The 26,321-nt window shown below is 66.6% G+C and carries 25 protein-coding genes; 13 read left to right on the top strand and 12 right to left on the bottom strand.

Annotation, left to right across the window (positions count from 1 at the left end; translation table 11 throughout):
- Positions 1-8 precede the first annotated feature (8 nt).
- Entirely contained in the window at positions 9-437 is a 429-nt protein-coding gene (locus D2V04_RS07630; RefSeq protein WP_119512740.1) for a DUF1330 domain-containing protein, read from the top strand.
- Between the two features lie 88 nt (positions 438-525).
- Positions 526-1,050, top strand: coding sequence for a hypothetical protein (locus D2V04_RS07625; protein WP_147391795.1), 525 nt, complete (start codon positions 526-528; stop codon positions 1,048-1,050).
- On the opposite strand, the gene D2V04_RS07620 is transcribed toward D2V04_RS07625, so the two are convergent.
- The 3 genes from D2V04_RS07620 to D2V04_RS07610 all read right to left on the bottom strand — a co-directional run bounded on the left by D2V04_RS07620 (position 1,047) and on the right by D2V04_RS07610 (position 4,797).
- The gene (locus tag D2V04_RS07620) at positions 1,047-2,144 is read right to left on the bottom strand and encodes a PA0069 family radical SAM protein (protein WP_182849701.1); all 1,098 of its coding nucleotides are present in this window, start codon (positions 2,142-2,144) and stop codon (positions 1,047-1,049) included. The two genes, D2V04_RS07625 and D2V04_RS07620, sit on opposite strands and share 4 nt — an antisense overlap.
- 123 nt (positions 2,145-2,267) lie before the next feature.
- Complete coding sequence (locus tag D2V04_RS07615) at positions 2,268-4,046, bottom strand: lytic transglycosylase domain-containing protein (protein ID WP_119512734.1); 1,779 nt, start codon at positions 4,044-4,046, stop codon at positions 2,268-2,270.
- On the bottom strand, positions 4,024-4,797 hold the full coding sequence (locus D2V04_RS07610) for a uracil-DNA glycosylase family protein (protein WP_119512732.1): 774 nt from the start codon (positions 4,795-4,797) through the stop codon (positions 4,024-4,026). Before D2V04_RS07610 ends, D2V04_RS07615 begins: the two co-directional genes overlap by 23 nt.
- Positions 4,798-4,885: 88 nt before the next feature.
- Here D2V04_RS07610 and D2V04_RS07605 point away from each other — a divergent pair, with 88 nt between their 5' ends.
- From D2V04_RS07605 to D2V04_RS07575, 7 genes are all read left to right on the top strand, one after another.
- The gene (locus D2V04_RS07605) at positions 4,886-6,532 is read left to right on the top strand and encodes an electron transfer flavoprotein-ubiquinone oxidoreductase (RefSeq protein ID WP_119512730.1); all 1,647 of its coding nucleotides are present in this window, start codon (positions 4,886-4,888) and stop codon (positions 6,530-6,532) included.
- 19 nt (positions 6,533-6,551) lie between these two features.
- On the top strand, positions 6,552-7,358 hold the full coding sequence (locus tag D2V04_RS07600; protein WP_119512728.1) for a 4-(cytidine 5'-diphospho)-2-C-methyl-D-erythritol kinase: 807 nt from the start codon (positions 6,552-6,554) through the stop codon (positions 7,356-7,358).
- Positions 7,355-8,083 (top strand): N-formylglutamate amidohydrolase, encoded by a 729-nt coding sequence (locus tag D2V04_RS07595; RefSeq protein ID WP_119512726.1) that lies wholly within the window; start codon positions 7,355-7,357, stop codon positions 8,081-8,083. Before D2V04_RS07600 ends, D2V04_RS07595 begins: the two co-directional genes overlap by 4 nt.
- 123 nt (positions 8,084-8,206) lie before the next feature.
- Positions 8,207-10,063 (top strand): dihydroxy-acid dehydratase, encoded by a 1,857-nt coding sequence (gene ilvD, locus D2V04_RS07590; protein ID WP_119512724.1) that lies wholly within the window; start codon positions 8,207-8,209, stop codon positions 10,061-10,063.
- Positions 10,060-10,431 carry a hypothetical protein gene (locus D2V04_RS07585; RefSeq protein WP_119512722.1) on the top strand — a complete coding sequence of 124 codons (372 nt, stop codon included), beginning with the start codon at positions 10,060-10,062 and terminating at the stop codon, positions 10,429-10,431. The genes ilvD and D2V04_RS07585 overlap by 4 nt, the downstream gene beginning before the upstream one ends.
- Positions 10,418-11,803 carry an NAD(P)H-hydrate dehydratase gene (locus tag D2V04_RS07580; RefSeq protein ID WP_119512720.1) on the top strand — a complete coding sequence of 462 codons (1,386 nt, stop codon included), beginning with the start codon at positions 10,418-10,420 and terminating at the stop codon, positions 11,801-11,803. Before D2V04_RS07585 ends, D2V04_RS07580 begins: the two co-directional genes overlap by 14 nt.
- Positions 11,800-12,996 carry a class I SAM-dependent RNA methyltransferase gene (locus D2V04_RS07575; protein WP_119512718.1) on the top strand — a complete coding sequence of 399 codons (1,197 nt, stop codon included), beginning with the start codon at positions 11,800-11,802 and terminating at the stop codon, positions 12,994-12,996. Before D2V04_RS07580 ends, D2V04_RS07575 begins: the two co-directional genes overlap by 4 nt.
- Here D2V04_RS07575 and D2V04_RS07570 read toward each other — a convergent pair.
- A complete protein-coding gene (locus tag D2V04_RS07570) occupies positions 12,993-13,532 on the bottom strand; it encodes a type 1 glutamine amidotransferase domain-containing protein (RefSeq protein WP_119512716.1) in 540 nt (179 codons plus the stop codon). The two genes, D2V04_RS07575 and D2V04_RS07570, sit on opposite strands and share 4 nt — an antisense overlap.
- A gap of 100 nt (positions 13,533-13,632) precedes the next feature.
- Between D2V04_RS07570 and parC the strand changes: the two genes are divergently transcribed.
- Complete coding sequence (parC, locus tag D2V04_RS07565) at positions 13,633-15,918, top strand: DNA topoisomerase IV subunit A (protein ID WP_119512714.1); 2,286 nt, start codon at positions 13,633-13,635, stop codon at positions 15,916-15,918.
- Positions 15,919-15,981: 63 nt separating this feature from the next.
- On the opposite strand, the gene D2V04_RS07560 is transcribed toward parC, so the two are convergent.
- The 6 genes from D2V04_RS07560 to D2V04_RS07535 all read right to left on the bottom strand — a co-directional run bounded on the left by D2V04_RS07560 (position 15,982) and on the right by D2V04_RS07535 (position 20,954).
- Positions 15,982-16,548, bottom strand: coding sequence for a hypothetical protein (locus D2V04_RS07560; protein WP_119512712.1), 567 nt, complete (start codon positions 16,546-16,548; stop codon positions 15,982-15,984).
- A gap of 266 nt (positions 16,549-16,814) precedes the next feature.
- A complete protein-coding gene (locus D2V04_RS07555; protein ID WP_119512710.1) occupies positions 16,815-17,993 on the bottom strand; it encodes a CCA tRNA nucleotidyltransferase in 1,179 nt (392 codons plus the stop codon).
- On the bottom strand, positions 17,986-18,591 hold the full coding sequence (locus D2V04_RS07550; protein WP_119512708.1) for a CoA pyrophosphatase: 606 nt from the start codon (positions 18,589-18,591) through the stop codon (positions 17,986-17,988). Before D2V04_RS07550 ends, D2V04_RS07555 begins: the two co-directional genes overlap by 8 nt.
- Positions 18,588-19,136: a DUF1285 domain-containing protein gene (locus D2V04_RS07545; protein WP_119512706.1), complete on the bottom strand. Its 549-nt coding sequence runs from the start codon at positions 19,134-19,136 to the stop codon at positions 18,588-18,590. The genes D2V04_RS07550 and D2V04_RS07545 overlap by 4 nt, the downstream gene beginning before the upstream one ends.
- A 24-nt stretch (positions 19,137-19,160) precedes the next feature.
- On the bottom strand, positions 19,161-19,676 hold the full coding sequence (locus D2V04_RS07540) for a GNAT family N-acetyltransferase (RefSeq protein WP_119512704.1): 516 nt from the start codon (positions 19,674-19,676) through the stop codon (positions 19,161-19,163).
- A 78-nt stretch (positions 19,677-19,754) separates the two neighbouring features.
- Positions 19,755-20,954 (bottom strand): PQQ-dependent sugar dehydrogenase, encoded by a 1,200-nt coding sequence (locus D2V04_RS07535; protein ID WP_119512702.1) that lies wholly within the window; start codon positions 20,952-20,954, stop codon positions 19,755-19,757.
- Here D2V04_RS07535 and D2V04_RS07530 point away from each other — a divergent pair.
- The 3 genes from D2V04_RS07530 (at position 20,953) to folP (ending at position 24,088) form a co-directional block, all read left to right on the top strand.
- Complete coding sequence (locus tag D2V04_RS07530) at positions 20,953-21,576, top strand: ribonuclease HII (protein ID WP_119512700.1); 624 nt, start codon at positions 20,953-20,955, stop codon at positions 21,574-21,576. The two genes, D2V04_RS07535 and D2V04_RS07530, sit on opposite strands and share 2 nt — an antisense overlap.
- Positions 21,577-21,809: 233 nt before the next feature.
- On the top strand, positions 21,810-22,907 hold the full coding sequence (locus D2V04_RS07525) for a site-specific DNA-methyltransferase (protein ID WP_119512958.1): 1,098 nt from the start codon (positions 21,810-21,812) through the stop codon (positions 22,905-22,907).
- A 68-nt stretch (positions 22,908-22,975) separates the two neighbouring features.
- Positions 22,976-24,088, top strand: a complete 1,113-nt coding sequence (gene folP, locus D2V04_RS07520; protein WP_119512698.1) for a dihydropteroate synthase — start codon at positions 22,976-22,978, stop codon at positions 24,086-24,088.
- On the opposite strand, the gene D2V04_RS07515 is transcribed toward folP, so the two are convergent.
- A complete protein-coding gene (locus D2V04_RS07515) occupies positions 24,085-24,846 on the bottom strand; it encodes an SDR family NAD(P)-dependent oxidoreductase (protein WP_119512696.1) in 762 nt (253 codons plus the stop codon). The genes folP and D2V04_RS07515 overlap by 4 nt on opposite strands.
- 19 nt (positions 24,847-24,865) lie before the next feature.
- Positions 24,866-26,284: a sigma-54-dependent transcriptional regulator gene (locus tag D2V04_RS07510; RefSeq protein WP_119512694.1), complete on the bottom strand. Its 1,419-nt coding sequence runs from the start codon at positions 26,282-26,284 to the stop codon at positions 24,866-24,868.
- Positions 26,285-26,321 lie beyond the last annotated feature (37 nt).

The following is a 26,321-nucleotide window of genomic DNA, read 5'->3' as shown; positions in this document are numbered from 1 at the left end:
AGTAGCAAATGACCCATTACATCGATCCCAGCCGCGCGAATTTCGAAGCCTTCAAGGCGCTCCCGCGTGACGAGCCGATCCATATGCTCAACTTGCTGCTCTACCGCGATCTGGCGGAATACCCCGCAGGCCACGAGCATGCGGAGAAGGGCTGGACGGGGCGGCGTGCCTACGAGGAATATGGCGCCACCTCCGGACCGATCTTCCGGCGTGTCGGCGGCACGATCGTTTGGCGCGGTGCGTTCCAGACGATGGTGACGGGGCCGGAGGATCGCCGCTGGCACGACGGTTTCGTTGCGCAATATCCGAACAGCGCAGCCTTCTTCGAGATGATCAAGGACCCCGACTACCAACAGGCCGTCGTCAATCGCACTGCCGCGCTGGTGGATAGCCGCCTGGTGCGCTTCAAGCCGGGCGAGGGCGGGGAAGCGTTCTAACGCGTCTTCCGTGGCGTCGGCAGGTGATGTGGGGGTATTATTCATCGCCGCGCTCACTGAGAGCCCGTTTCCACAGAGGAGGCGTACGATGGCTTTGCGAATGCAGCCCGCCAATGCGATCCGCATCGGCGCATGGTCGATCGCAGGGTTGGTCCTATGCGCGCCGCTTGTCGCGATGCAGTTCACGAGTGAGGTGGACTGGACGGCTTTCGACTTCATCGTCGTGGCAATCGTGCTCGGCACGATCGGGCTGATGGCGGAATTCCTGTTCCGCAGATCCGCCAGCCTGGCGTATCGCGCGGGAGCAGGTCTCGCGCTTGGCGCCATACTTTTTACGATATGGGCGAACCTCGCCGTTGGCATCGCGGGTAACGAGGCCGATCCTTTCAACCTCCTGTACTTCGCGCTCCTCGCGTTCGTAGTTCTGGCGGCGGTCCTCGTGCGGTTTCGAGCGTTGAGTCTGGCGCTCGTCTCTATCGGCGCGGTAGCGGGCCTCGCTCTTCTCGGAGTGATAGCTGCATCGCGCGGTTACGCGATCTGGCCGCAGACGATCGTGCTCATGCTGCCCTGGATCGCCGCAGCCGCCTGCTTCCGTCAGGCGCAGACGGCCTAGAACAGCCGCATCTGTCCGCCGATCTCCGGCGGTCTGAACTGCGAGCAATCGAGCTCGAACCGCTCTTTCCCGATCCCGGCGCGCTTGCAGGCGATGCGGAAGCGGGCGCGGAAGAGGTCGGCCCACACGCCGCTCGGTTTCATGCGGGTGAAGAAATCCGGATCGTTGTCGCGCCCCCCGCGAATGGATCGAACGATCGACATGACCTTGTCGCCGCGTTCCGGGAAATGGACCGAGAGCCATTCGCGGAACAGCGGGGCGACTTCGTGCGGGAGGCGCAGCGGTATCCACCCTGCCGAGCGCACTCCGAGAGCTGCCGCTCGCGCAACGATCTCTTCCATGAACTCGTCGGTGATCGCTGGAATGATGGGCGCGATCGAGCAGTGCGCCGGCACGCCCGCCTGGACCAGTTTTCCCAGCGCTGCGAGCCGCTTCGCGGGCGCGGCGGCGCGCGGTTCGAGTTTACCCGACAGCTTTGGGTCGAACGTGGTGACCGAGATCGCCACCGCGACCAGCTGCTGCTCTGCCATTGCAACGAGCAAGTCGAGATCATCCAGCACCCGGTCGGACTTGGTGGTGATCGTCACCGGATGGCGCGCGTCGAGACACACCTCCAGCACCTGGCGGGTAATGCGGTAGCGCCGCTCGATCGGCTGGTAGGGATCGGTGTTCGTGCCCATCGCAATCGGGCGAGGGCGGTACTTCGGCTTTGCCAGCGTCTCGCGCAGCAGCCGCGCCGCGTCGGGTTTGGCGTAGAGCTTCGTTTCGAAGTCGAGGCCCGGCGACAGGTCATGATAGGCGTGCGTCGGCCGCGCGAAGCAATAGATGCAGCCATGCTCACACCCACGATAAGCGTTGATCGACCGGTCGAATGCGATGTCGGGCGAACGGTTGAACGAGAGGATCGTCTTCGGCCGTTCCTCGGTCACCGTGGTGCGCAGCTTGACCGGCGGGCCGTCGAGAGTCTCCATGTAGTCGCGCCAGTCGCCGTCGGTCTCGCGCGTCGCCAGTCCGAAGCGATCCGGCACAGCACCGGACTGGGCTCCGCGGCCGTTCACGGCGGGGGCAAGGCGCTTCTCCATGAATGAGAACATATCACGAACATATAGCCGGTGCCAGTCGGTTTGCGAGACGACGTGGAGCGGGTCCCGACTACAGCGTGTCGCAGCGGCGTTCTTTATCGGTTTTCCAAGGACTCGGCCCAGAAGCCGGGCGGATCAGTCCCGCGCCGTCACCCGCACTCCGCCGCCGCCCGAGAGTTCGGGAAAGGTCGGCCACAGGCCCTGCGCGAGGGCGGTCCGGCTCTCGGAGGCGCCGCCGGCCTGGCGTTCGTACATCCAGTAGTTGCGCATCACGATCGAGACGTAACCGCGCGTCTCCCAATAAGGGATGCTCTCCATGTAGAGCAGCGGATCGCCGAGATCGCGCACTTCGGTGTTCCAGCGGCCGACCGGCGTGAGACCCGCGTTGTAGGCGGCCATGACTTTCGGCAGCAGCCCGCCCGTCGCGGGAGCGTTCCGGAGCATTCGGAGATGCGCCTGTCCGAACGCGAGATTGATCTCCGGCCGCGAGAGGTCGTTGGGCGAGCCCGCGACGCCCAGGCCGCCGGAGTGGTCAATTGCCGCAGCGGGCATGATCTGCATCAGGCCGCGTGCGCCCGCCGGGCTGACGGCATCGGCCCGGAAGACCGATTCCTGCAGCGTGTGCGCGTAGGCGAGAGCGGGATCGACCTTCCATCCGTTAACCGGTGCCCAGCGCGGTGCGGGATAGCGCAGCGCCGGCTCGGCGGCCGCACCGCGCGGCGCATTGTGCGCCATCCAGAGCTGGGTCGACGGCAGCCCCATGTCGCGCGCAAGCCGCGAGAGCTCGTCGTAGTGCTCCGGATTGCCGATCCGCGCCTCGTGCCGCAAGACCTCGTCCGCGAGATCATCTCGCCCGATTTCCGCGAGTTCAACCGCGATCCGCACGTTCTCGATCTCGCGCAGCTTTTGCCAATCCTCCATCGAGAAGTCGGCACCGGCGTGTGTCTGCGGCAAGGCCTGGCCGAGCTGCTCGCGGGCGAGCATGCCGTAGAGCGTCTCATCGAACCGAGCCGCGCCGCGCAGCTGTTCGCTGGCCTTCTCCGGATGGCGGCACCGGACGAGCGCGCGGCTACCCCAATAGAAGGCCGCCGCGGTGAGTTCGTTGTTGGTCGACCCGCTCGCAGCGCGCCTGAAGGCATCTGCCGCGGTGTCGCAGTCACCCATCCGCCAGGCGGCGAGCCCCGCGACCCAGTCGCCTTCCGCCACCCACGCGCCGGATCCCTGATGGACCGTCAGCGCCATCGCCAGCGCGGCGGGATCATCGTTCTCGATATAGTAGCTCCAGGCCACGCGCTGGCGCCATTCGGCGCGGGCGGGCGGGCTGAGCAGGGCATCGACCCCATCGAGCAGCAGGCGTGCGCCGCCGGGGTCGTCGTTGGTGATCCGCTCGAGGATTGCCGTGCGTACGTCGCCAGGCATCGTCCCATCGTCGACCGTGGCGGGGCGCACGCGCTTGGAAGCGTAAGGCTGCCGCACGAAATTCTGCTCTTGCGGCAAGTAAGGGGCGGACAGGAGACCGCGGGTCAGACCCAGATTGCCCATCTGCTCGGCTTGCGGCAAGCGGCTGCCTGCGGCGAGCCAGGCCTGGATGGCCGGAAGTTCCACCCGCGGACTGTTGGCCGCGAGATAGTATTCCGCGCGCGCAATCTGGTGCAGTGGTCCGTCGCCGCGTTCGGCGAACATAGCCTGGACGCGTGCCCAATCCTCGCGGTCGATGGCCTGGAAGAGCTGCGAGTAGTAATCGCGGTCGGGCCGGCTCAGCAGTTGCGGGACATTGCTGTTGAGCGCGCGGGAGCGGAAATATTCCGCACTGCTGTTCGCTGCGGCCGGCGCTGCCACGATCGCGGACGCGAGCGCTGCGGCAATCGTTGCCGCCAGCTTCCAACCCCGCTTAATCCGTGCGTCCGTCGCCATACGTCCAATCGAGCCAGCATCGCCAGAACCGCTCGCGTCGCTTCGCTGAACGGAGCATATCCGCGAGCCCTCCGGCCCCCATGGCAGGAATACTTCGCCCTTCATGGTTAAATTCCGGTAAAATTGCAGGACGTTGCGTCATGTCGTGTCCCAGCAGCGGTGGAATGTTGCGTCCGAGGAAAAGAACACGCCGGGGTTCGACGAGACCCATGTGGTGGGCAAGCAATTCCCCGAAGCCGGAGGAGCGGATCGTCGCCCAGTCCGGGGCGGGGTCATGGCGGGGCAGGAGGGAGGCGAGATAAACCGTGTCTGGCTCGGTACCGGTTGCGCGAAGGAAACCCTGCAGAAGCGCGCCCTCCGGTCCTGACAGGAGGCGTTCGCGGTCACCTTCTTCCGGCTGGTTGACTACGATCATCAGCGAAGCCTGCGACGGACCCAGAGGGGGCACACGAGGATACGCGCCGCCCTGGTCCAGCGTGTCGGCCGTGAGCCACCATTCACGAAATGCGGCAAGGTCCGTCGGCCACATCGATCGGTCGGCGTCGATTTTCGGCGAGGGTTCGGCCCGCGGTGCCAGCGGTTCCGGAGCCGCAGCTACCGGTCTGGCGGCCGGCTTGGGAGCCTCGTCTTCCGGCGGGGCCAGCCAATCCGTAGCGTCCTCGGCGAAATCGCAATCGACGCCGGCGTCGCGCCACCAGTCGAAGGCGGCGGCGAGCTGCTCGGCAAGGGGCGGGGGCGGGCGTTCGGCCATCTCGGCTGTGGTCTTGACCTGCCCCGCCGCAGCAATCAAGGCATGAACCAAGTCTCGTCAACGCAATATTACGAAGGACCGAACCGGGATGAGCGAACGTGAATCGATGCCATGCGACATCGTGATCGTCGGCGGGGGGCCTGCGGGCCTGGCCGCGGCGATCCGTCTCAAGCAGATCAACGATGCGCTCGAAGTCGTCGTTCTCGAAAAGGGATCGGAAATCGGCGCGCACATCCTCTCGGGTGCGGTGGTCGATCCGATCGCTCTGGACGAATTGCTCCCCGAATGGCGGGAGCAGGGCTGTCCGATGGCCGAGACGCCGGTGACCGACAACTGGCACTGGGTACTGGGCAAGTCGGGCAAGTGGTCGATGCCGCACCTGCTGATGCCGCCGTTCCTGTCGAACGACGGCTGCTACACCGGTTCGCTCGGCAACATGACCCGCTGGTTGGGCGAGCAGGCCGAGGCGCTGGGCGTGATGGTCTTTCCGGGCTTTCCCGCCGCGGACGTGCTGTTCGACGAGAGCGGAGCGGTTGCCGGCGTGGTGACGCAGGACATGGGTGTCGCCGCCGACGGCAGCCACAAACCTGATTATCAGCCTGGCATGGAGATCCACGCCAAGTACACGCTCTTCGCAGAAGGGGCGCGCGGCAACCTGACCAAGCGGATGAAGGCGAAGTTCGACCTCGAGGCGGACTGCCAGCCGCAGGTTTACGGGCTTGGCATCAAGGAGCTGTGGGACATCGATCCCGAGAAGCACGTCCCCGGCCGCGTGATCCACACCCAAGGTTGGCCTCTGTCGGAAAGCGACACCTGGGGCGGCGGCTTCCTCTATCATCAGGCGAACGGACAGGTGGCGATCGGCTTCGTCACGGCGCTCGACTACGAGAACCCCTACGTCTCGCCGTTCCAGGAATTCCAGCGTTGGAAGCACCACCCGGCGATCCGGGAGTATCTGGAAGGCGGCAAGCGCGTCGCTTATGGCGCGCGCGCGATCAACGAAGGCGGCTGGCAGTCTGTGCCGAAGCTGGCGTTCCCCGGCGGGGCGCTGATCGGCTGCGCGGCGGGGTTCGTCAACGTGCCGCGGATCAAGGGCAGCCACACCGCGATGAAGAGCGGCATGCTCGCTGCCGAGGCGGTCGCGGCTGTGATCGCTGGCGGCAGCGAGAAGACCGAGCTGTCGGACTACGATGCCGCCGTTCGTTCGAGCTGGATCGCGGACGAGCTCAAGAAGGTAAAGAACGCGCAGCCCGCAGTCGCCAAGTTCGGCGGCGACATCGGCACGGCGCTCGCCGGGATCGACATGTGGATGCGCACGCTCGGCATCGGATTGCCGATCACAATGAAGCACACGCCGGACTACACGCACACGCATCGGGCGGACCTGCACAAGCCGATCGACTATCCGAAGCCCGATGGTGAGATCAGCTTCGATCGACTGACTTCGGTATCCTACTCGTACACCAACCATGCCGAGGATCAGCCCTGCCACCTCAAGGTGAAGGACATGGCTCTGCAGGAGGCGAGTGAATTGGGCGTCTATGGCGGGCCTTCGACGCGCTACTGCCCGGCCGGGGTTTACGAGTGGGTGGACGTGGAGGAGGGCGATCCCAAGTTCGTCATCAACTCGCAGAACTGCGTCCACTGCAAGACCTGCGACATCAAGGACCCGAACCAGAACATCGAATGGGTCACGCCCGAGGGCGGCGGCGGTCCGAACTATCCGAATATGTGACGGGTTGCACCCGGCTCTGATGCGTGAAACCGCCTACGCCAAGATCAACCTCGCGCTGCACGTCCGTCGGCGACGCGAGGATGGCTATCACGAGCTCGAGACGGCCTTCGCCTTCGTCGATCGCGGCGACGTGCTGAGCGCGAAGGCAACCGAAGCCGACAGCGTGACCACGATGGGCGAATTCGCGAGCGGGATCGACAATCCGCTCGACAACCTCGTCAGCCGCGCACTGGCCGCGCTCCCGCGCGCGAATAGCCTTGCCGTAACGCTGGAGAAGAACCTGCCGGTCGCGGCCGGCCTCGGTGGCGGATCGGCGGACGCGGGGGCCGTGTTCCGCCTCGTGCGCGACGTCTATGGCCTGCCGGACGACTGGCGCGAGCGTGCCGCCCGGCTGGGCGCGGACGTGCCGGCATGCGTCGAGAGCGAGGCCTGCATCGGACGCGGGACCGGAACCGAACTTGCGCCGCTGGAGAACGACCTCAGGGGGACGCCCGTGTTGCTCGTGAACCCGCGCATGCCGCTCTCGACCAAGAGCGTTTTTGCCGCTTGGGACGGGACCGATTGCGGGCCTCTGCCCGATGGGCCTGCCTCCGGTGTTGCGCGCGAGGGAGGTAACAATCTCGAAGCGGCAGCCATCGTGCAGTGCCCGCAGATCGCCGATGTTCTCGCCGAGCTGCGGGAGACGGGCGCGTTCCTCAGCCGCATGTCGGGTTCCGGCGCCACGTGCTTCGCCCTCTTCGAAAGAGCCGAAACGCAGGCCGATGCCGCCGCTCGGCTCGCTTCGGACCGTCCCGACTGGTGGCAAATGCAAGGAAAGCTGAGATGACTGGCCATTCACCCTATCGGCACGTGGGCGAGATCGCGCGGGGCGGGATCGTGTGCGTGGGGGACCATGCGTCCAGCTTCGTGCCGGACGACGTTCCACTCGGCATCGCGCCCGAGCTGCTGGGGAAGCACATCGCCGTCGACATCGGCGTGGAGGGCGTCGCGGAGGAGATGGCGCTGGCCCACGGCATTCCCGCGCATATCGCCTGCATCAGCCGCCTGGTCTGCGACCTGCACCGGGAGGAGGATTCTCCCGCCGTCGTTCCAGCCGCCAGCGACGGGTTTGTAATACCGGGCAATGTCGACGCCGACGTCGAGGAGCGTCTGGCGCGGTTCCACCGACCCTATCACGCGGCGCTGGGCGACTGGCTCGATACGGCACAGCCTGAGCTGATTGTGGCGCTCCACAGCTTCACCCCGCGGCTGGAAAGCGGCGGCGAGGAGCGGCCGTGGGAAGTGGCGCTGCTCTACAACCAGGACGATCGGGCGGCGCGGCACGCCATCCGTCTGTTCGCCGAGGAAGGGCTGACCGTCGGCGACAACCAGCCCTATTCGGGCAAGCAGCTCAATGCGACGATGAACCGCCATGCGGAGGCGCATGGACGACCTTATCTCACGATCGAAGTCCGCCAGGACATGATCGAGTGCGGGGCCGACCAGACGCGATGGGCGGCGCTTGTGGCAAACGTTGCTCGCCGGACGCTACTTGCCTTGAAGAGCGCCTAAGAGCGCCCAAGGAGAGCCGGAGGGCGCAGAGCTGTTGCCGGCAAAAGAATTTCCCTTTCGACCGGTGCACGCGATGCTTTAGGGGTGACGGGAACTCAAATCCCGCAACATCTGGAATTCCTCATGCCCGCCTACCGCTCCCGCACTTCGACCCACGGCCGCAACATGGCCGGCGCGCGCGGGCTGTGGCGCGCGACGGGCATGAAGGACGACGACTTCGGCAAGCCGATCGTCGCGGTGGTCAATTCCTTCACTCAGTTCGTGCCGGGTCACGTTCACCTCAAGGACCTCGGCCAGATGGTCGCGCGCGAGATCGAGGGGGCGGGCGGGGTTGCCAAGGAATTCAACACGATCGCCGTCGACGACGGGATCGCGATGGGGCACGACGGCATGCTTTACTCGCTGCCGAGCCGCGACCTGATCGCCGACAGCGTCGAGTACATGGTCAACGCCCACTGCGCCGACGCGATGGTCTGCATCTCGAACTGCGACAAGATCACGCCGGGCATGCTGATGGCCGCGATGCGGATCAACATCCCGGTCGTGTTCGTCTCCGGTGGCCCCATGGAGGCGGGCAAGGTCGTGGTGAAGGGCAAGGAAGTCGCGCTCGACCTGGTCGACGCGATGGTTGCCGCGGCCGACGAGCATTACACCGATGAGGAAGTCGCCGCGATCGAGCGTTCGGCCTGCCCGACCTGCGGCTCGTGCTCGGGCATGTTCACCGCCAACTCGATGAACTGCCTGACCGAAGCGCTGGGACTTTCGCTGCCGGGCAACGGATCGACGCTGGCGACGCACGCGGACCGTCAGGCCCTCTTCCTGCGCGCGGGGCGGCTGGTCGTCGAGCTCTGCCGCCGCTGGTACGAGGACGACGACGCGAGCGTGCTTCCCCGCACGATCGCCGACAAGTCCGCGTTCGAGAACGCGATGAGCCTCGATATCGCGATGGGCGGCTCGACCAACACCGTCCTCCACCTCCTCGCCGCAGCGCACGAGGCGGGGGTGGACTTTACCATGGCGGATATCGACCGCCTTTCGCGCCACGTCCCGTGCCTCAGCAAGGTCGCGCCGGCCAAGTCGGACGTCCACATGGAGGACGTTCACCGCGCCGGCGGCATCATGGCGATCCTCGGCGAACTCGACCGCGCGGGGCTGCTCAACACCGCCGTTCCGACGGTCCACAGCCCGACGCTGGCCGACGCGCTCGATTCCTGGGACATCGCGCGCACCAACAGCCCGGCGGTGCAGGAATTCTTCCGCGCCGCGCCCGGCGGCGTGCCGACGCAGACCGCGTTCAGCCAGAACCGCCGCTGGAGCGAACTCGATCTCGACCGCCGGGCTGGCGTGATCCGCTCGGCCGAGCATGCCTTCAGCAAGGACGGCGGCCTCGCCGTGCTCTACGGCAATGTCGCCGAAGACGGTTGCATTGTGAAAACCGCCGGGGTGGACGAAAGCATTCTGAAATTCTCCGGTCCGGCCAAAGTCTACGAGAGCCAGGACGCGGCGGTCACCGCGATCCTGATGGACCAGGTCGAGGAAGGCGACGTGGTTGTGATCCGCTACGAAGGGCCCCGTGGCGGACCGGGGATGCAGGAGATGCTCTACCCGACGAGCTACCTGAAATCGAAAGGGCTCGGAAAGGCCTGCGCGCTGCTGACCGACGGGCGCTTTTCCGGCGGCACCTCGGGCCTGTCGATCGGCCATGTCTCGCCCGAGGCGGCCGAGGGCGGGGCGATCGGCCTGGTTCGGGACGGCGACACGATCGCCATCGACATTCCCGGGCGAACGATCCATCTCGACGTCTCCGACGAGGAACTCGCGCGCCGCCGTGAGGAAATGGATGCGAAGGGGGATGCCGCATGGCAACCGGTGGAGAAGCGCAAGCGGCAGGTCTCGACCGCGCTCAAGGCCTATGCCGCGATGACCACCAGCGCCGCGCGCGGCGCGGTGCGCGACGTCTCGCAGCTGGAGCGCAAGTGACGCGCCTCTCCACCGTCGCCGCGGCACTGGCACTCGCCGCCTGCTCCTCCGGCGATGCGGCGGTCCAGGCGCAGGCGGACGAAGGCGCGCAGCGGATCGAATGCGCGATCGGGCCCGGTGCCGAATTCGGGGCGGACTGCCTGGTGGAGCGCGGCGAGGCGGATGGAGCGGCGGTGCTCACCGTCCGCCATCCCGACGGCGGCTTCCGCCGCTTCGAGCAACTGTCGGGCGGACGCGGGCTCGAAGCACTGGATGGAGCCGATCCGGTGGAACAGGAGCTGACGGACGAACTGCTGGAAGTCAGCGTGGCGGGAGACCGCTACCGCTTTCCCGCGCGCCCGCAGCAAGGCGACGATGCCGGGGAATGATCCGGTCCTCACGGTCGCCGAAATGCAGGCGGCCGAGCAGGCGCTGATCGATGGCGGGACCAGCGTCGACGAACTGATGCAGCGCGCCGGGCGCGGCGCGGCGGAGTGGGTCTGGCGGCTCGCGGCTAACCGGCCGGTGATGGTGCTCTGCGGCCCCGGCAACAATGGCGGCGACGGCTACGTGATCGCCGAGGTCCTGCGCAAACGCGGACTCGACGTGCTCGTTGTCGCTCCGATCGAACCCAAGACCGAGGCGGCGAGCAACGCACGGGCGCTTTATCGCGGCGAGGTCGCGACAACGGGCGAGGGACGGCGCGGAGCAGTGCTGGTCGATTGCCTGTTCGGGAGCGGCCTCACCCGCCCGCTGTCGCAGGATCTCCATACGCTGTTGAAGGATTTCGCGGCGCATCACCATCATTGCGTGGCGATCGACCTGCCGAGCGGAGTCGATAGCGACTCCGGGGCACTGCTGAACGACGATCTGCCGCGGATCGATCTCACGGTGGCCCTGGGGGCGTGGAAATTCGCGCACTGGACCATGCCCGCGAGCGGGAGAATGGGCCTGCGCCGGCTAGTCGATATCGGCGTTCGTGCACCGCGTGCTGGCGCGAGCCTGTCCGAGCGCCCTTGCTTCGAACCGCCTGCGGCCGATGCGCACAAGTACCGGCGCGGCCTGCTCGCCATCGTCGGCGGCGCAATGCCGGGTGCAGCCTTGCTCGCCTGCCGCGCGGCGATGCACTCCGGCGCTGGATATGTGAAATTGCTCTCGAACGATCCACCGGCGACATCGCCGGCGCTCGTGGTGGACGAGCGGCCCCTGACACAGTCACTGGATGACGTGCGGATCGGCGCGCTTCTCGCCGGCCCCGGGCTGGGCCGTGACGAGGAGGCGAGGGCGCGGCTCGACGCAGCCTTGGCCTGCCGTGCACCACTGGTGCTCGATGCCGATGCGCTGATCCTGCTCGGTCGCCGGACGTTCTCGCAGGACGTGCTGGTGACACCGCACGAAGGCGAGCTCGCTCGGCAGTGCGACGCATACGGTATCGCGCGTGCCGATAAGCTCGCGATGGCGCGCAGTCTTGCCAAGGCGAGCGGTGCGACCGTTCTCGCCAAGGGGCCCGACACCGTACTCTGTGCCCCCGACGGTACGACGCGCCTGTTCCCACCCGGCCCGACATGGCTCTCGACCGCCGGGACGGGCGACGTGCTCGCCGGTATGGCCGCCAGCCGCATGGCCACGGGTGCATCCGCGTTCGAAGCGGCCGAGCAGGCCGTCTGGCTGCACCACGAAGCCGCCCACGTCGCGGGTGCCGTATTCACCGCCGAGGAACTGGCGCAAGCCGTCAAGACCGCCTACGCGCGCTTCCTGTGAGCGAAGAATCCGAGATCGTCCGCATCGCCGCCAAGGGCGATGGCGTCACTGCCGATGGCCGGCACGTACGCTATGCCGCGCCGGGCGACACGCTTCTTCCCGACGGATCGCTCTCGCCCGGGCCGCACCATGCGGTTCCGCCGTGTCGCCACTTCGGCACCTGCGGCGGATGCCAGCTCCAGCATTGCGACGAGGCATCGATCGCGCGTTATGTCACCGAACGGGTAGCCTTCGCCGCGCAATCGCAGGGCGTCGCGATCGGCGAGATGCTTGCGCCGCACCTGTCGCCGCCGCGCAGCCGCCGCCGGTGCGCGCTGCATGCGCTTTCCGCCGGGGGAAAGCCGGTGATCGGCTTTCGCGAGGCGGGTTCCCACCGGGTGGTCGACATGCGCGAATGCCATATCTTGCGGCCGGAGCTATTCGCGCTCGTGCCCGCGCTTCGCGCCCTGCTTGCTCGCCGCAAGGGGCGCTTCGCGGTCGACATAGAGCTGGCGCTGACCGATCAGGGCGTGGACTGCGCGCTCGCGAACCTGCCCGTCGAGGGCCTTGAGGAAACCGAAGCGCTGCTCACTTTCGCGCAGGAGAACCGGCTCGCACGGCTCACGCTGGACCAGGGCTATGGCCCCGAACCGGTCTGGGAGCCCGAACCGGCGACGGTGTCGCTCTCGGGCATTCCGGTCGGTTTCCCCAGCGGCAGCTTCCTCCAGGCCACCGTCGACGGTGAAGCGGCTCTCGCCGGTGCCGCACGCGAATGGCTCGCCGGCGCCGGCGTTGTCGCCGACCTGTTCGCGGGCCTCGGCACGTTCTCGTTTCCGCTGGCCGAAACGGGGAAGGTGCTGGCGGTCGAAGCCGCGCGAGACGCTCATCTGGCTTGCAAGGGTGTGGCGGGCAGATCGGGACGGCCGGTCCATGCCATGCATCGCGACTTGTTCCGCAACCCGCTCCAGCCCGACGAACTCAACCGCTTTGACGCGGTCCTGCTCGACCCGCCGCGCGCGGGGGCAAGAGAGCAGGTCTCGCGCCTCGCCGAAAGCACCGTGGCGCGGATCGTCTACGTCAGCTGCAATCCGTCGAGCTGGGCCCGCGACGCAGCCCGGCTGGTGGAAGGCGGCTACCGGCTGGAGCGCGTTCGCCCGGTGGGCCAGTTCGTCTGGTCGACCCACGTCGAGCTGGCGAGTCTTTTCCTCCGCTAAGCGGCGTCCCGCTGATCGGACTGCAGGCGCTCGATCAGTGCCTCGGAAAATGCCGGAATGTCATCCGGACGGCGGCTCGTGATGAAGTTACCGTCGGTGGCCACCTCCTTGTCGACCACTGTGGCGCCTGCATTCTTGAGGTCGGTGCGGATCGACGGCCAACCAGTCACGGTCCTGCCGTCGATGATCCCCGCCTCCGCAAGCAGCCACGGCGCGTGACAGATCGCGGCGATCGGCTTCCCGGCCGCATCGAACTCGCGGACGATGGCGACGGCCTTCTCGTTCATCCGCAGAATATCAGGATTGATCTGTCCGCCGGGAAGCATAAGCGCATCGTAGTCGCCCACTCCAACCTCATCGACGGTGATATCGACCTTTACGGTGTCACCCCAGTCCTTCTGGTGCCAGCCGCGAATGTCTCCGTCTTCGAGACTGGCGATCGCCGTTTCGATTCCGGCCTTCTCGAGGTTCTCACGCGGCTTCATCAGTTCGGATTGTTCGAAGCCGTCGGTCGCGAGGATGAGAACGCGTGTCATGGAGCTCTCCTTTTTTCGTTTCGTGCGCCACTGCAACGTGTGGGGAAAGCGCACCGTTCCGCTCTGTTAGCCGGGGCGTGGCGCTGCTAGGGCGAGGAGCATGGCGACCCTGCAAGATGAAAAAGACCCCTTCGACGCGATCGTCGATGCGCCGTTCGATTCCGCGCTGGAAGAGCGCTATCTAGTCTATGCGCTCTCGACGATCACCGCGCGTTCGCTGCCCGATCTGCGCGATGGGCTGAAGCCGGTCCACCGCCGCCTGCTATGGGCGATGCGGCAGCTTAAGCTCGACCCGTCCTCGGCCTTCAAGAAGTCCGCGCGCGTGGTCGGCGACGTGATCGGCAAGTACCACCCGCACGGCGATGCCAGCGTTTATGATGCGATGGTGCGCCTCGCGCAGGATTTCGCGCTGCGCTATCCGCTGGTGGAGGGGCAGGGCAACTTCGGCAATATCGACGGCGATAACGCCGCGGCCTACCGCTACACCGAAGCGCGCCTGACCAGGACCGCGCTGCGCCTGATGGAAGGGCTCGACGAGGGCACGGTCGAGTTCATCCCGACTTATAACGGTGAGGAGCAGGAGCCGGAGATTTTTCCGGGCCTGTTCCCCAACCTGCTCGCCAACGGTGCCAGCGGCATTGCGGTCGGCATGGCAACCAACATCCCGAGCCACAACGTCGCCGAGATCATCGATGCCACGCTCGAGCTGATCGACAACCCGCATGTCGAGCACGCGCGGTTGATGGAGCTGTTCCAGGGCCCCGATTTCGCGACCGGCGGCCTGATCGTCGACAGTCCGGAGATGATCTCCCAGGCCTATGAGACCGGCCGCGGCAGTTTCCGTGTCCGCGCGCGCTTCCATGCCACGGAGGCGGAGAAGGCCGAGGATCGCGAGGCGGGGATCGAGCGGCTCGGCGGCGGCCAGTGGCAGCTCGTCGTCAGCGAAATCCCCTACCAGGTGCAGAAGGGCAAGCTGATCGAGCAGATCGCGCAGCTCATCGCCGACAAGAAGCTGCCCATCCTCGAGGATATCCGCGACGAGAGCGACGAGAATATCCGCCTGGTGCTGGTCCCGCGCAGCCGCAACGTCGATCCCGAACTGCTCAAGGAATCGCTCTACAAGCTGAGCGATCTCGAAACCCGCTTCGGCCTCAACATGAACGTGCTCGACGCACACCGCACGCCGATGGTCATGGGCCTGAAGGAGCTGCTGACGCACTGGACCGCGAGCCAGATCGACATCCTCCAGCGCCGCAGCCGCCACCGGCTCGAACAAATCGCTCGGCGGCTGGAGCTGGTCGAGGGCTACATCATCGCCTTCCTCAATCTCGACCGGGTGATCGAGATCATTCGGACCGAGGACGAGCCCAAGCCGGTGATGATGGCGGAGTTCAACCTCACCGACCGCCAGGCCGAGGCGATCCTCAACATGCGGCTGCGCAGCTTGCGCAAGCTCGAGGAGATGCAGCTCCGGCAGGAGAAGGACGCGCTGCTGAAGGAGCAGGACGAGCTTACCAAGCTGCTCGACAGCCCGGCGCGGCAGCGCACGCGGCTGAAGCGCGATCTGGGCGCGCTGCGCAAGGAGTACGGCGAGGATACCCAGCTCGGCCGCCGCCGCACGACCGTGGCGGAGGCTGCGCCCGCGGTCGAATTCAGCATGGACGCGATGATCGAGAAGGAGCCGGTCACGGTGATTCTGTCGCAGAAGGGCTGGATTCGGGGCGCGAAGGGACACGTCGATCTCGCCGGCGATTTCAAGTTCAAGGAAGGCGATGGCTCGGCATTCGCAGTCCATGCGCAGACCACCGACAAGCTGCTCGTCGTGGCGGACGACGGGCGCATCTATACGCTCGGCGCGGACAAGCTGCCGGGCGCGCGCGGCTTCGGCGAACCGATCCGCAACATGCTCGATATCGATCCCGAAGCGCAGGTCGTGGGCCTCATCGTGCACAAGCCGAAGGGGCAACTCCTGCTGGCGGCGACGACGGGCAAGGGCTTCGCAGCCGCGACCGACGAAATCCTCGCCGAAACGCGCAAAGGGCGGCAGGTCGTAAACCTGAAGGGTGGCGCCAAACTGCGGGTTGTTCGCGAGATTGCCGAGCCGCACGATCACGTCGCCGTGGTCGGCGACAACCGCAAGCTGGTCGTCTTCAATCTCGAGGAGCTGCCGATGCTGGCGCGCGGGCAGGGGGTTACTCTCCAGCGCTACCGCGACGGTGGCCTCAGCGATGCGATCACTTTCACCCTCGCGGAGGGCCTGAGCTGGACCATGGGCGGCGAAACCGGGCGGACCCGGACGGAAACCGAGATTTGGCAGTGGAAGGTCGCGCGCGGCGCCGCGGGCCGCCTGCCGCCGCAGGGATTCCCGAAGGACAACCGCTTCTAGGTCACAGAAAAAGGGCCGAATGCACCAGCACCCGGCCCCTTCCTTGCGATCCGAAGAGAAAACTTATTCGGTAGCGCCAGCCGTCGTTTCGGCCTGCGCTCCGCCGGCCGCGGGACTCTGCGCGGTCGCACCCTGGGCCGCAACCGCTTGGTCAAGCTGCGCGTCGGTGAACAGCACCATGAGCTGGCCGCTCTGGTTGACCGCGAAGTGCTCGCGAAGAAGGTTCAGGTCGCCCTGGCCGCCGCTGACGATCACGGTGTTGCCCGCGATGCTCTTGACGACGCCGAGCGGCTGGTTGTCGGCCGTGACCACGGCGGCGGCTTCGACCAGCGCCGCATCGCGCTTGGCGTTGGCCGCGGCAAGCTGCTCGTCCAGCATTCCGTCGAGCTGCGCCTTGGTGACCGTGATGGTCGGGCCCTTGTCGCTCTCGCCGAAGGCGTTGGAGGGCAGCGGCGCCTTGTGCTTGCCGGTGTCCACGGTCACGACGCCGTCGGCGACGCTCTCGACCGTGCCGACCGAATTGCCTTCGGGCCCGTAGACGGTAGCGCCGACGGTGACACCCTGAGCATGGGCCGCCGTCGCGATCCCGGCGGCGGCGATGGCGCCAATGGCCATTTTCGAGAACTTCATAATTCCACTCCGTAATTACTTAATATCAAACGCAAAGCTGTACGACGCGAGACCCGCACGAGTATCAGCCAGTTTGGATCACGGGCGCGCCCTTCGAAGGCTTGAAAAATCCCTCGGCGCCTAGCGCCCCGCCGCAAGAGCAGGAACCCGCATGCCCGGAAAACCGGACGGGAGGCTCACCACGCGCGAGGCACGCGGTGACATGTCCTGCCTGTCGGCGATGAACACGGTGTACCATTTCCACATTAAACCCGGATGAAGCAACCTCAGATGTCTCCGAGCACCTCATCCAGGATACCATTCACCCGGTCGCGCCCGGGGAAGCCTTCCTCGATCCACCGGGATTCCACTTTTCGCAGCGTGCGGGCGACCTCCGGCCCTGCGGCAACCCCTCGCGTCACGATCTCCCCGCCTTTGAGCGGAAGCTCCGGCACCTGCCAGCCGATCAGCGGCGCGACATCGGCGCCCGTGAGAAGCAGCCGATCGATCGCGCAGTCGATGCCTTCACGGTAAGCCAGCGCGCGGGGTTGCAGCGCATCCTCGGCGCCGCGTGCGGCGGCACGGGTAATCCGCTCGCGCTGCGCCTTCGAAAGCCGGAGGCGTGCCGCTACGGTTTCGGCGACCGCAGGCAGCGGGGGCAGAAGCGCCGCGAGACGACGGATCGGATTGGGTGCGATATCCACCGCTCGCTCGTTGGCGACGAGCCGGTCGAGCGCCTCGATACCCCTGGTGCCGGCTTCCGGCAGAACCACAGGCAGCACTCCAAGCGCCAGCATCCTCGCCACCGTGTCGCCTGGATCGGGCAGGCCGAGCAGGTTGAGCAATTCGCCCGCGACGCGTTCCCGTGAAAGGCCCTTGAGAGTGGCGGCAAGCTCCGCGCAAGCCTCCTCCGCCTCGGCGTCGAGTTCGGCGCCGAAGCGCGCTTGAAAGCGGAAATAGCGCAGAATGCGCAGGTGATCCTCGCGAATGCGCTGGCGCGCCTCGCCGATGAACCGCACACGCTGCGCCGCGAGATCGGCGAGCCCGCCGAACCAGTCGAAGATCTCGAGCGTATCCGGCGCGGCGTAGAGCGCGTTGATCGTGAAATCGCGCCGGGCGGCATCTTCGCGCCAATCCTGCGCGAAGGCGATCGTAGCGCGGCGCCCGTCGGTCGAAACGTCGTGACGGAGCGTGGTGATTTCCACCGGACCGCGGGGCAGGACCGCGGTGACGGTGCCATGGTCGATCCCGGTCGGAACGGCCCTGATCCCGGCTGCCCGCAACCGCTCCATCACCGCAGCGGGCTCGAGCGGAGTGGCAGCGTCGATATCCCGTACATCATGCCCGAGCAGCGTATCGCGCACCGCGCCGCCGACCCAGCGAACGTTGTCCGCGCCTAGGGCTGCGACGAGCGCGGCAAGATCCTGGCGCTGCGTCCATTCCGCGGAAGGCAGGTACTCAGCCATCGAACAGCGCCTTGTATTCGATCCGCCGGGCAAGGTTGGCAATGATCGCCGCGGTCACGCCCCAGATGCGGAAACCGTCGTAGTGATATTCGAGGTAGCGCCGCGTCGCCCCGCGCCAGAATACCTCGTGCTCCGTCCAGTTGGCGCGGTCGAGCAGCAGGTCGAGCGGGGCCTCGAACCATGCCTCGACCTCGCCGGGATTGGCGACCAGCGGCAGATCGGGCGGCACGACGCCGAGCACCGGCGTGACATCGAACCCGGTGCCCGTCTGGTATTGGTCGGTCGTGCCGATCACGCGCACGTCTCCGGGGCGCATGGAGAGTTCCTCCTCGGCCTCGCGCAGGGCGGCTTCGATCGCGGTTTCACCCGGGTCGATCTTGCCGCCGGGGAAGGCGACCTGTCCGGGGTGATCGCGCATGTCGTGTGGGCGCTGCGTCAGGATTAGACCGGGCGAGGGGCGATCGGTCACCGCGATCAGGACCGCGGCATCTGCCGTGCGACCGGCATCGGCAAAGCGCTCGTCGGTCAACAGATCGGGAATGTCCGCGCGGTGCCCCTGTTCGAACAGGGCTTCGAGGCGGTCGAAGAGCGAATTCATTGCGGCAGAAGAGCGAAGGTTTCGCCCCCGCTCGCCACCGTGTGCCCATCGCCTTCGGCCAATGCGATCTCGGCGAGTTGCTGCCAGGTGCTGCGGTTCAGCCGCGCCTCACACCCGCGTCGCACGGCGAGATAGACGGCGGGTGTCTCGATCTCGCCGATCACCTGCAAAGGGTTGTCGGCGCCGGCGACGATCAGCTCGTCGGTATTGAGGCGGAAGGCGAGATCGTCCCCGCGCCGAACCACGTCGGTCGCAATGAAAGCCGCATCCTCGACGTCGACCGACAGTTTTTCGAACGGGGTGACGAGCCAGTGTGCTCCATCTTCATCGCGCGTGAGCAGGCCGGAAAAGGCGCGCACCATTGCCGGGCGGGTGATCGGGGTATCGTCGTGATACCAGGTGCCGTCGGCCGCGATGCGCATTTGGCTGTCGCCGGTCCTCTCCGGCCGCCACTCCTCTACCGGCGGCAGCTTGCGCGAGGCAACCTGCTCGGCGATTTCGTCGAGCGTCAGGCCGGCAAGTTCGGGAGGCGGTTGGTATGGCATCGCGTGTCCGATGCCACGGCGCGGTCAATTCGCCAAGGTCCCGGGCCACGGGCCCAGCATTCCCTTGGCCGGAAGAACCGCCGGATTGTCGCAACGGACCAGCAGGCGCTCGGGATCGAAGGGGCCGGGGCAGTGCCAGCCGCCCGTCGGCGCGGCGGTGAAGCCGAAGAAGCGGCCATAGTATTCCGGATCACCGATCATCACTTGCGGCAGAGCGCCCGGCTCCAGCGCGCCGAGGGCCGCAAGCATCAACGCCTTGCCGAAACCTTCGTTCTGCCGTTCGGGCACGACCGCCACCGGGCCGACCATGATCATCGGGTGCGGGCGGCCGTCCGGGTCGGTCAGAGCGACCGGCCAGAGCTGAATCGTGCCGACCAGATAATCCTCATCCGCCAGAGCGAAGCTCAGGGCTGGGAGCCAGTCGGTGCCCTCCCGAATCCGGTAGGCCGTGCGCGCGTGGCGATCCGGTCCGAAGGCACGGTCGAGCAGCGCCTCGATCAGCGCCGGGTCGATGTTGGCAAGGGGGACGATGGTCGCCATAGGCGCGCGCCGTTAGGGGCGGCGCGCGCCGCTGTCGATCAAATTCGCCTTCGCCCATCCGGGGCGCAGCTTCGCGGCTCAGCCGGGCGTGAGTTTGATGAGACGCCCGTCTTCGCCATCTTCGAGGATCCACAAGGCACCGTCGGGCCCTTCGACAATCTCCCGTACACGCTTCTCGAACGGGTAGCGAGCCACCTCGGTAGCCTTGTCGCCTTCGATCGCGACGCGCACGACGGCAGTCGGCTTCATGGCGCCGATGATCGCCTGACCCTGCCACTCCGGCCAGAGCTTGCCCGAATAGAAGGTGAAATCGCCCGGCGCGATGACCGGATCCCAACTGATCGCCGGGGCATGGAACTCGGGACGAGTGCTGTGATCCGGGATCGGATCGTCGTTGTAGTGGATGCCTTCCGAAACGATCGGCCAGCCGTAGTTGTCGCTGCTCTCCACAAGATTGAGTTCGTCGCCTCCCTGCGGCCCATGCTCGAGATCCCACAGCCGCCCCTGCGCATCGAACTGCAGCCCGAGGATATTGCGGTGGCCGTACGACCAGATCTGGTCCGACGGGCTGCCGCGCTCGGCGAAGGGATTTCCGGGCGCCGGCTGACCGTCGAGCGTGAGCCGCAGGACGCTGCCGAGATTGTTCGACAGGTCCTGCGCCGGCTGCATCTTCTGCCGCTCGCCCGAAGCAAGGAACAGATATTGCCCGTCGGGCGAGAAGGCGATGCGATGCGAGTAATGGCCGCGGCCGGTGACTTTCGGCTGCTGGCGCCAGATTACCGTGAGACCGTCGACAGTGCAGGCATCGGCCTGCTCGCAGACGAGCGTGCCCTTGCCGAGCGCGGCGCCGCGCGTGTCCCCATCGCCCGCTTCAGCCCAAGTGAGATAGATCGTGCGGCGATCGAGCGCCTCCGAGCTTTCGGAAGGAAGGAACGCCACATCGCCGAGGCCGCCCTGCCCGCCGTAGTCGACCTCCGGCATGCCGGTGACGGTACCGGTCCGACCCGTCACGGTATCGACGAATTTCATCGTCCCGGCCTTCTCGGTGACGAACAGCACGCTGGTGCCCGGTGCAAAATCGGCGGCCCAGGGCTCGTCGAACGCACCGAGGGAAACGGCATTGAAATCGCTGGCGGAAGTGACGGTCACTTCCTCGCCGACTTCGGCAGTGGCGGTCGCTTCGGGCGAGGCGCTATCCCCCACAGGTTCCGCACTGCAGCTTGCAGAGACGAGCGCGCACGGCGATAGAAGCGCGGCAAGAATCGCAGATTTCGTCATGTTCAGTGGAACTCCCCATCACACGTTCGGGTCCGGTCCCCTCATCGTCGGCGTCGACGAGGCGGGGCGCGGGCCGCTGGCCGGACCGGTTGTGGCGGCTGCCGTTGCGCTGTGCAAGCCGCGACCGGCGGGCCTCGACGATTCCAAGAAGCTCTGCGCCGCGACCCGTGGGCGCATCGACCTCGCGGTCCGGCGCCGCTGCGCTTGGGGCGTCGGCGTGGTCGAAGTGGAGGAGATCGATCGGCTGAACATCTTCGGTGCGACGATGCTGGCGATGACGCTGGCCGTCGCGCGGCTCGCCGAAGTGCTCGCGCGCGATCCCGACGAAGTGCTCGTCGACGGAAATCTGACCCCGCATGGCCGCCGGCCCGAATGGCGCTGGGCGGCGCGGCCGATCGTGGGCGGAGATGCGAAGGAGCCGGCGATCTCGGCCGCTTCTATCGTCGCCAAGGAATGGCGCGACCGCATGATGATCGAGGCGGCGCGCGAGCACCCGCATTACGGCTGGGAACGCAACAAGGGCTACGGCACGCCAGACCATGTCGAGGCGCTGCGCAACCACGGACCGACCCCGCTCCATCGGCGCAGCTTCGCGCCCGTCGCACAGATGGAACTGTTCTGACGAGCGAGTCCTTCGGGCAACACCCGCAGGATATCGAGTCCGGCTGAACAGCCTAGACTCAACATCTTGTGGCGGACTCTTTTCGTTCCTCCGCAGGTTACCGGGCGTTAACCATGCCGGGTGCAAATTCCTCGCTTGACGCGGAGTCCGCTTGGACTCACCCTGTGGATAACTACGGAAACGGGGGATTTGCATTGAGCGTTCTGGAGATCACGAAGACGCGTGCGCCGCGCATGGCCAAGAAGGTCGAGACGCGGCACACGCTGCCACTGGGGCAGATCCTCGGCGGCGACTGCGTCGAGGCCATGCGCAAGCTGCCCGACGCCAGCGTGGATCTCGTGTTCGCCGATCCGCCGTACAATCTCCAGCTCGGCGGCGATCTCAACCGGCCCGACGGCAGCCACGTCGATGCGGTGACCGACGAATGGGACCGGTTCGACAGCTTCAAGACCTACGACGATTTCACCCGCGCCTGGCTGGCCGAGGCGAGGCGCGTGCTGAAGCCCGACGGCGCGCTGTGGGTGATCGGTAGCTATCACAACATCTTCCGCGTCGGCGCGATCCTGCAGGATCTCGGCTTCTGGATCCTCAACGACGTCGTCTGGCGCAAGGCGAACCCGATGCCCAACTTTAAGGGCACACGTTTCACCAACGCGCACGAGACGCTGATCTGGGCGAGCCAGGGCGAGAAGGCGAAGTATCACTTCAACTACCGCGCGATGAAGACGCTCAACGACGAGCTGCAGATGCGCAGCGACTGGGTCCTGCCGATCTGCGCCGGGCAGGAACGGCTCAAGGAAGGCGGGCACAAGGTTCATCCGACGCAGAAGCCGGAGGCGCTGCTCTACCGCGTGCTGCTTGCGACGACCGAGCGCGAGGATGTCGTGCTCGACCCGTTCTTCGGCACCGGCACCACCGGCGCCGTGGCCAAGCGCCTGGGCAGGCAGTGGATCGGCTGCGAACGCGAAGGCCTCTACCGCGAAGCCGCGCTCAAGCGGATCGAGAAGGAACTGCCGCTGGACGAAAGCGCGCTCGAAACGATGCAGAGCCGCAAGACGGCGCCGAAGGTCGCATTCGGCGCATTGGTCGAGAACGGGATGATCCAGCCCGGTACCGAGATCTTCGACAAGAAGCGTCGCTGGGTCGCCACCGTGCGGGCCGACGGCTCGCTCGCCTACGGCAAACAGATCGGTTCGATTCACGGGCTCGGCAAAGAGCTTCAGGGCGCACCGAGTTGCAATGGCTGGACGTTCTGGCACTTCGAGACGGGCGGCGAGATCAAGCCGATCGATGCGGCGCGGCAGCTCTACCTGCTGGCGACGGAGGACTGATCCGTCTCGTCCTCTCTACCGTCATCCCGCTTTCGCTGGGATGATGGATTGGGTAGCGAGGACTCCACATGCCCGACCAGATCTATCTCCGCCCGATTGGCACCACACTCAGCCCGCAGAGCGAGGAGGGTGATTGCATCCGCCTCGCTGGCGGCATGGCCTATGCGCATCGCTTCGCAGCGATCCTGCGGCGTGATGGCGAAGTGGTCGAACGCTGGCGTTTCACCCCGGCGACAGTCGATGACGTTCTTGGCCAACTGCCCGACGCCCTCGGAGCGGAGGCGGAGGCGCAGTGGGCGAACCTGCGCATGGCGCATCCGCCGATCGCAATGGGCGCGCGGACCGTGCGGCTGGATCAGCCGCAGATCATGGGTATCCTCAACGTCACGCCGGACAGCTTCTCCGACGGCGGGAAGTTTCTCGACCGCCCGGAAGAAGGCCGGGCCCATGCCGCCGCGATGCTCGAAGCGGGCGCGGCGATCGTCGACATCGGCGGCGAGAGCACGCGGCCGGGCGCGCCCGCGGTGTGGGAGGGGGACGAACTCGAACGGGTGATTCCCGCGGTCGAATACTGCGCTGCCATGGGAGCAGCGATCAGCGTCGACACACGGCGCCCAGCGGTAATGGACGCCGCGCTCCATGCAGGGGCGCACATGATCAACGACGTTTCGGCGCTGCGTCACGATCCCCGGAGTCTGGAGCTGGTGGCGGCCCGTGCGTGCCCAGTTGTGCTGATGCATGCACCGGGTGCTGGCGACGATCTCCATGCGGATGCTGATTACGAATGCATAATGCTCGACGTGTTCGACTGGCTGCGCGAACGGCGCGACGCGGCGATCGGGGCGGGAGTAGCCCGCGAACGGATCGTGCTCGACCCCGGTATCGGTTTTGGAAAGAGCGTGGGCGAGAACCTCGCGCTCATCAACGCACTGCCGCTGTTCCACGCGCTGGGGCAACCCCTGCTGCTCGGCGGCAGCCGCAAGCGGATGATCGGCGCGCTCAGCAACGAAGTTCCCGCTCACGAACGTCTCGGCGGCAGCCTTGCGCTCGCTATTGCCGGAATGAACGCGGGCGTTCAGCTCCTGCGCGTCCACGACGTGTTTGAGACGGTCCAGGCGCGCAACATCTGGCGCGGTTTGCGCGACGCTGCGCTGACCGACTTTTCCGACGTTCCGGCCTAAAGAGAATATCCGCCGTCGCTCACCAGGACCGCTCCGGTGATCGTCGCCGCGGCGTCCGAGAGCAGGAAACCTGCCTGTGCGGCGACCTCCTCCGCCGTGGCATAGCGGCCGAGCGGCGTCGCCATTTCGGCCATGGCCTTCAGCGCTGCCCCGCGATTTCCACCGTGCTGAGCGACGAGATCGCGGAAGAACGGCGTCTGATCCCAGATCGGCGTATCGACCCCGCCCGGAGCGATCGCGTTGACCCTGAGGCTGCGGGGCGCGCCCTCTTTCGCGGCGACTTTTGCGAGCTGGATGAGCGCTGCCTTGGATGCGCCGTACGCTGCCGTGCCGGGCTCCGCCTTCAATCCGCTTACCGAGGCGGTGACGACCACGCTGCCTGCGCCCGGGATCGCGCGCATCGCTGCCTGGAGCGACAGGAACGCGCCGTCGAGGTTGACCGCCATCACCTGGCGCCACTCGGCGAAATCGCAATTCGCGATCGGTGCGCCCGCTGAAATTCCGGCATTGATCACCGCGTGATCGAGCGGCGACAGGCCCGCGATCCGCTCCCACAGCACGGGATCGGCCACGTCGCCCGTCACGCGCTCGCATGAACAAGCAAGTTCCAGCACCTCGAGAGCTTCGGTGTCGCGGTCGACGAGGACGAGATGCGCGATGCCGTGATCGTCCAGCCAACGCGCCACTGCCGCGCCGATGCCGGAAGCCGCTCCGGTTACGAGTGCTCTGCGTCCGGTGAAATCGAACTGGTCGGCCATGGTGTGCCGGTTAAGGCGGCTATGCCGCGTTGTCGATCCCGAGTTCCCCCAGCTTGCGGTAGAGCGTCGAACGGCCGATGCCGAGGCGGCGGGCGACTTCCGTCATCCGGCCGCGATAGTGGCCGATGGCGAGGCGGATCACGTCGGCCTCGATCTCTTCGAGCGGGCGCAGATTGCCGTCCTCGGTATAGAGCAGCACGCCGGCGCCTTCCTGTGCTGTGCTTGCGCTGTGGCCGAAATCGCCCACGAGCTCGAGCAGTTGCGGGAAGCTCTCGATCGTGAGCGTCTCTCCCTCGCAATAGACGGCGGCGCGGAATAGCACCGACTGGAGCTGGCGCACATTGCCGGGCCAGTCGAACGCGGCGAGCAGTTGTAGCGCGCTGTCGGTGACGGAATGATGCCGGAGGCCCGGCTGCTCTCCGATCCGCGCAAGGAAATGGCGGGTGAGGGCGGGTATGTCACCCTGCCGTTCGCGCAGCGGCGGCAACACGATGGTCGTCGGCGCAATCGCGTCGAGCAGCCTTTCGTCGAAATGACCCCCTTCGGCGAGTTCCGCGAGCGGTAGATTGCTCGCGGTGAGCAGGCGAATGTCGACGCGAAAGCCGTGCCGCGCGCCGGTCGGACGAACGATCCCTTGTTCGAGAGAGTCAGCCAGTCTCGCCTGCACCGAACGATCGAGCCGGTCGATCTCGTCGAGGAACAGCGTGCCCCCGTCGCAATGCTGCAGGGCGCCGATCTGGCGATCGAATGCGCCAGGGAAGGCGCCTTGCTCGTGCCCGAACAGCATCGATTCGATCGAGCTCGATGGTACGCCGCCCACGTTGATGATCCGGAACGGCGCCTTTGCGCGCGGCGAAGCGCCGTGCATCGCGCGGACCAGCATTTCCTTGCCCGTGCCCGTTTCGCCCTCGATCAAAACCGGGCCGTGTCCGCGCGCTGCCTTGGCCGCGCGGGCGAGGGCGGTGCGGAACGACGGGGACGTGCCGATCATGGCATCGAAATCGAGCGTGGCCGGCATTTTCTCGGTCAGCGGCTGGAGCTCGTCCTTGGGCGCCTCGCGCTTGGTCGCGCTCCGCAACGCCTGCATCAGGCGGTCAGGCGCCACCGGTTTGATCAGATAATCTGTCGCGCCCGCACGCATCGCCTCGACCGCGAGCAGCGGGGATGCGCTGGTGGTCAGCATCAGGATCGGCAGGGCCGGCCGACGGTTCTTCAGTTCCTCGATCAGACTGCAGGCATCGTCACCGGGTACCCACTGATCCAGGATGATCGCCGAAAGCTGCATGCCCTCGCGCGTGCCGAGCGTCGCGATGGCGGTCTCCGAATCCTTGACCACGAGCGTGCGCCAGCCCTCGCGGGCAGCGAGCGCGGCAATCAGCCGGCTTTGTGCCGGCTCATCGTCGATCAGCATCAAAAGACGTGATTCGTTCTCGGCCATCGTCCCCAAATCGTCCCGCTACGGCACAGGCCTTCGA

Source organism: Pelagerythrobacter aerophilus (assembly GCF_003581645.1).
GTDB lineage: Bacteria > Pseudomonadota > Alphaproteobacteria > Sphingomonadales > Sphingomonadaceae > Pelagerythrobacter > Pelagerythrobacter aerophilus.
The sequence above is the reverse complement of the archived record's forward strand: the minus strand, read 5'-3'. Positions and strand labels throughout refer to the sequence as shown.

Excerpts from the sequence above, each read along its gene's own strand:
- D2V04_RS07545 (WP_119512706.1), bottom strand. The coding sequence starts at position 19,136 with ATGCCATACCAACCGCCTCCCGAACTTGCCGGCCTGACGCTCGACGAA.
- D2V04_RS07540 (WP_119512704.1), bottom strand. The coding sequence starts at position 19,676 with ATGGCGACCATCGTCCCCCTTGCCAACATCGACCCGGCGCTGATCGAG.
- D2V04_RS07610 (WP_119512732.1), bottom strand. The coding sequence starts at position 4,797 with ATGGCCGAACGCCCGCCCCCGCCCCTTGCCGAGCAGCTCGCCGCCGCC.
- D2V04_RS07605 (WP_119512730.1), top strand. The coding sequence starts at position 4,886 with ATGAGCGAACGTGAATCGATGCCATGCGACATCGTGATCGTCGGCGGG.
- D2V04_RS07550 (WP_119512708.1), bottom strand. The coding sequence starts at position 18,591 with ATGAATTCGCTCTTCGACCGCCTCGAAGCCCTGTTCGAACAGGGGCAC.
- D2V04_RS07530 (WP_119512700.1), top strand. The coding sequence starts at position 20,953 with ATGTTCAGTGGAACTCCCCATCACACGTTCGGGTCCGGTCCCCTCATC.
- D2V04_RS07580 (WP_119512720.1), top strand. The coding sequence starts at position 10,418 with ATGCCGGGGAATGATCCGGTCCTCACGGTCGCCGAAATGCAGGCGGCC.
- D2V04_RS07615 (WP_119512734.1), bottom strand. The coding sequence starts at position 4,046 with ATGGCGACGGACGCACGGATTAAGCGGGGTTGGAAGCTGGCGGCAACG.
- D2V04_RS07620 (WP_182849701.1), bottom strand. The coding sequence starts at position 2,144 with ATGTTCTCATTCATGGAGAAGCGCCTTGCCCCCGCCGTGAACGGCCGC.
- D2V04_RS07560 (WP_119512712.1), bottom strand. The coding sequence starts at position 16,548 with ATGAAGTTCTCGAAAATGGCCATTGGCGCCATCGCCGCCGCCGGGATC.
- D2V04_RS07625 (WP_147391795.1), top strand. The coding sequence starts at position 526 with ATGGCTTTGCGAATGCAGCCCGCCAATGCGATCCGCATCGGCGCATGG.
- D2V04_RS07515 (WP_119512696.1), bottom strand. The coding sequence starts at position 24,846 with ATGGCCGACCAGTTCGATTTCACCGGACGCAGAGCACTCGTAACCGGA.
- D2V04_RS07630 (WP_119512740.1), top strand. The coding sequence starts at position 9 with ATGACCCATTACATCGATCCCAGCCGCGCGAATTTCGAAGCCTTCAAG.
- D2V04_RS07570 (WP_119512716.1), bottom strand. The coding sequence starts at position 13,532 with ATGACACGCGTTCTCATCCTCGCGACCGACGGCTTCGAACAATCCGAA.
- folP (WP_119512698.1), top strand. The coding sequence starts at position 22,976 with ATGCCCGACCAGATCTATCTCCGCCCGATTGGCACCACACTCAGCCCG.
- parC (WP_119512714.1), top strand. The coding sequence starts at position 13,633 with ATGGCGACCCTGCAAGATGAAAAAGACCCCTTCGACGCGATCGTCGAT.
- D2V04_RS07555 (WP_119512710.1), bottom strand. The coding sequence starts at position 17,993 with ATGGCTGAGTACCTGCCTTCCGCGGAATGGACGCAGCGCCAGGATCTT.
- D2V04_RS07595 (WP_119512726.1), top strand. The coding sequence starts at position 7,355 with ATGACTGGCCATTCACCCTATCGGCACGTGGGCGAGATCGCGCGGGGC.
- D2V04_RS07535 (WP_119512702.1), bottom strand. The coding sequence starts at position 20,954 with ATGACGAAATCTGCGATTCTTGCCGCGCTTCTATCGCCGTGCGCGCTC.
- ilvD (WP_119512724.1), top strand. The coding sequence starts at position 8,207 with ATGCCCGCCTACCGCTCCCGCACTTCGACCCACGGCCGCAACATGGCC.
- D2V04_RS07525 (WP_119512958.1), top strand. The coding sequence starts at position 21,810 with ATGGCCAAGAAGGTCGAGACGCGGCACACGCTGCCACTGGGGCAGATC.
- D2V04_RS07600 (WP_119512728.1), top strand. The coding sequence starts at position 6,552 with ATGCGTGAAACCGCCTACGCCAAGATCAACCTCGCGCTGCACGTCCGT.
- D2V04_RS07510 (WP_119512694.1), bottom strand. The coding sequence starts at position 26,284 with ATGGCCGAGAACGAATCACGTCTTTTGATGCTGATCGACGATGAGCCG.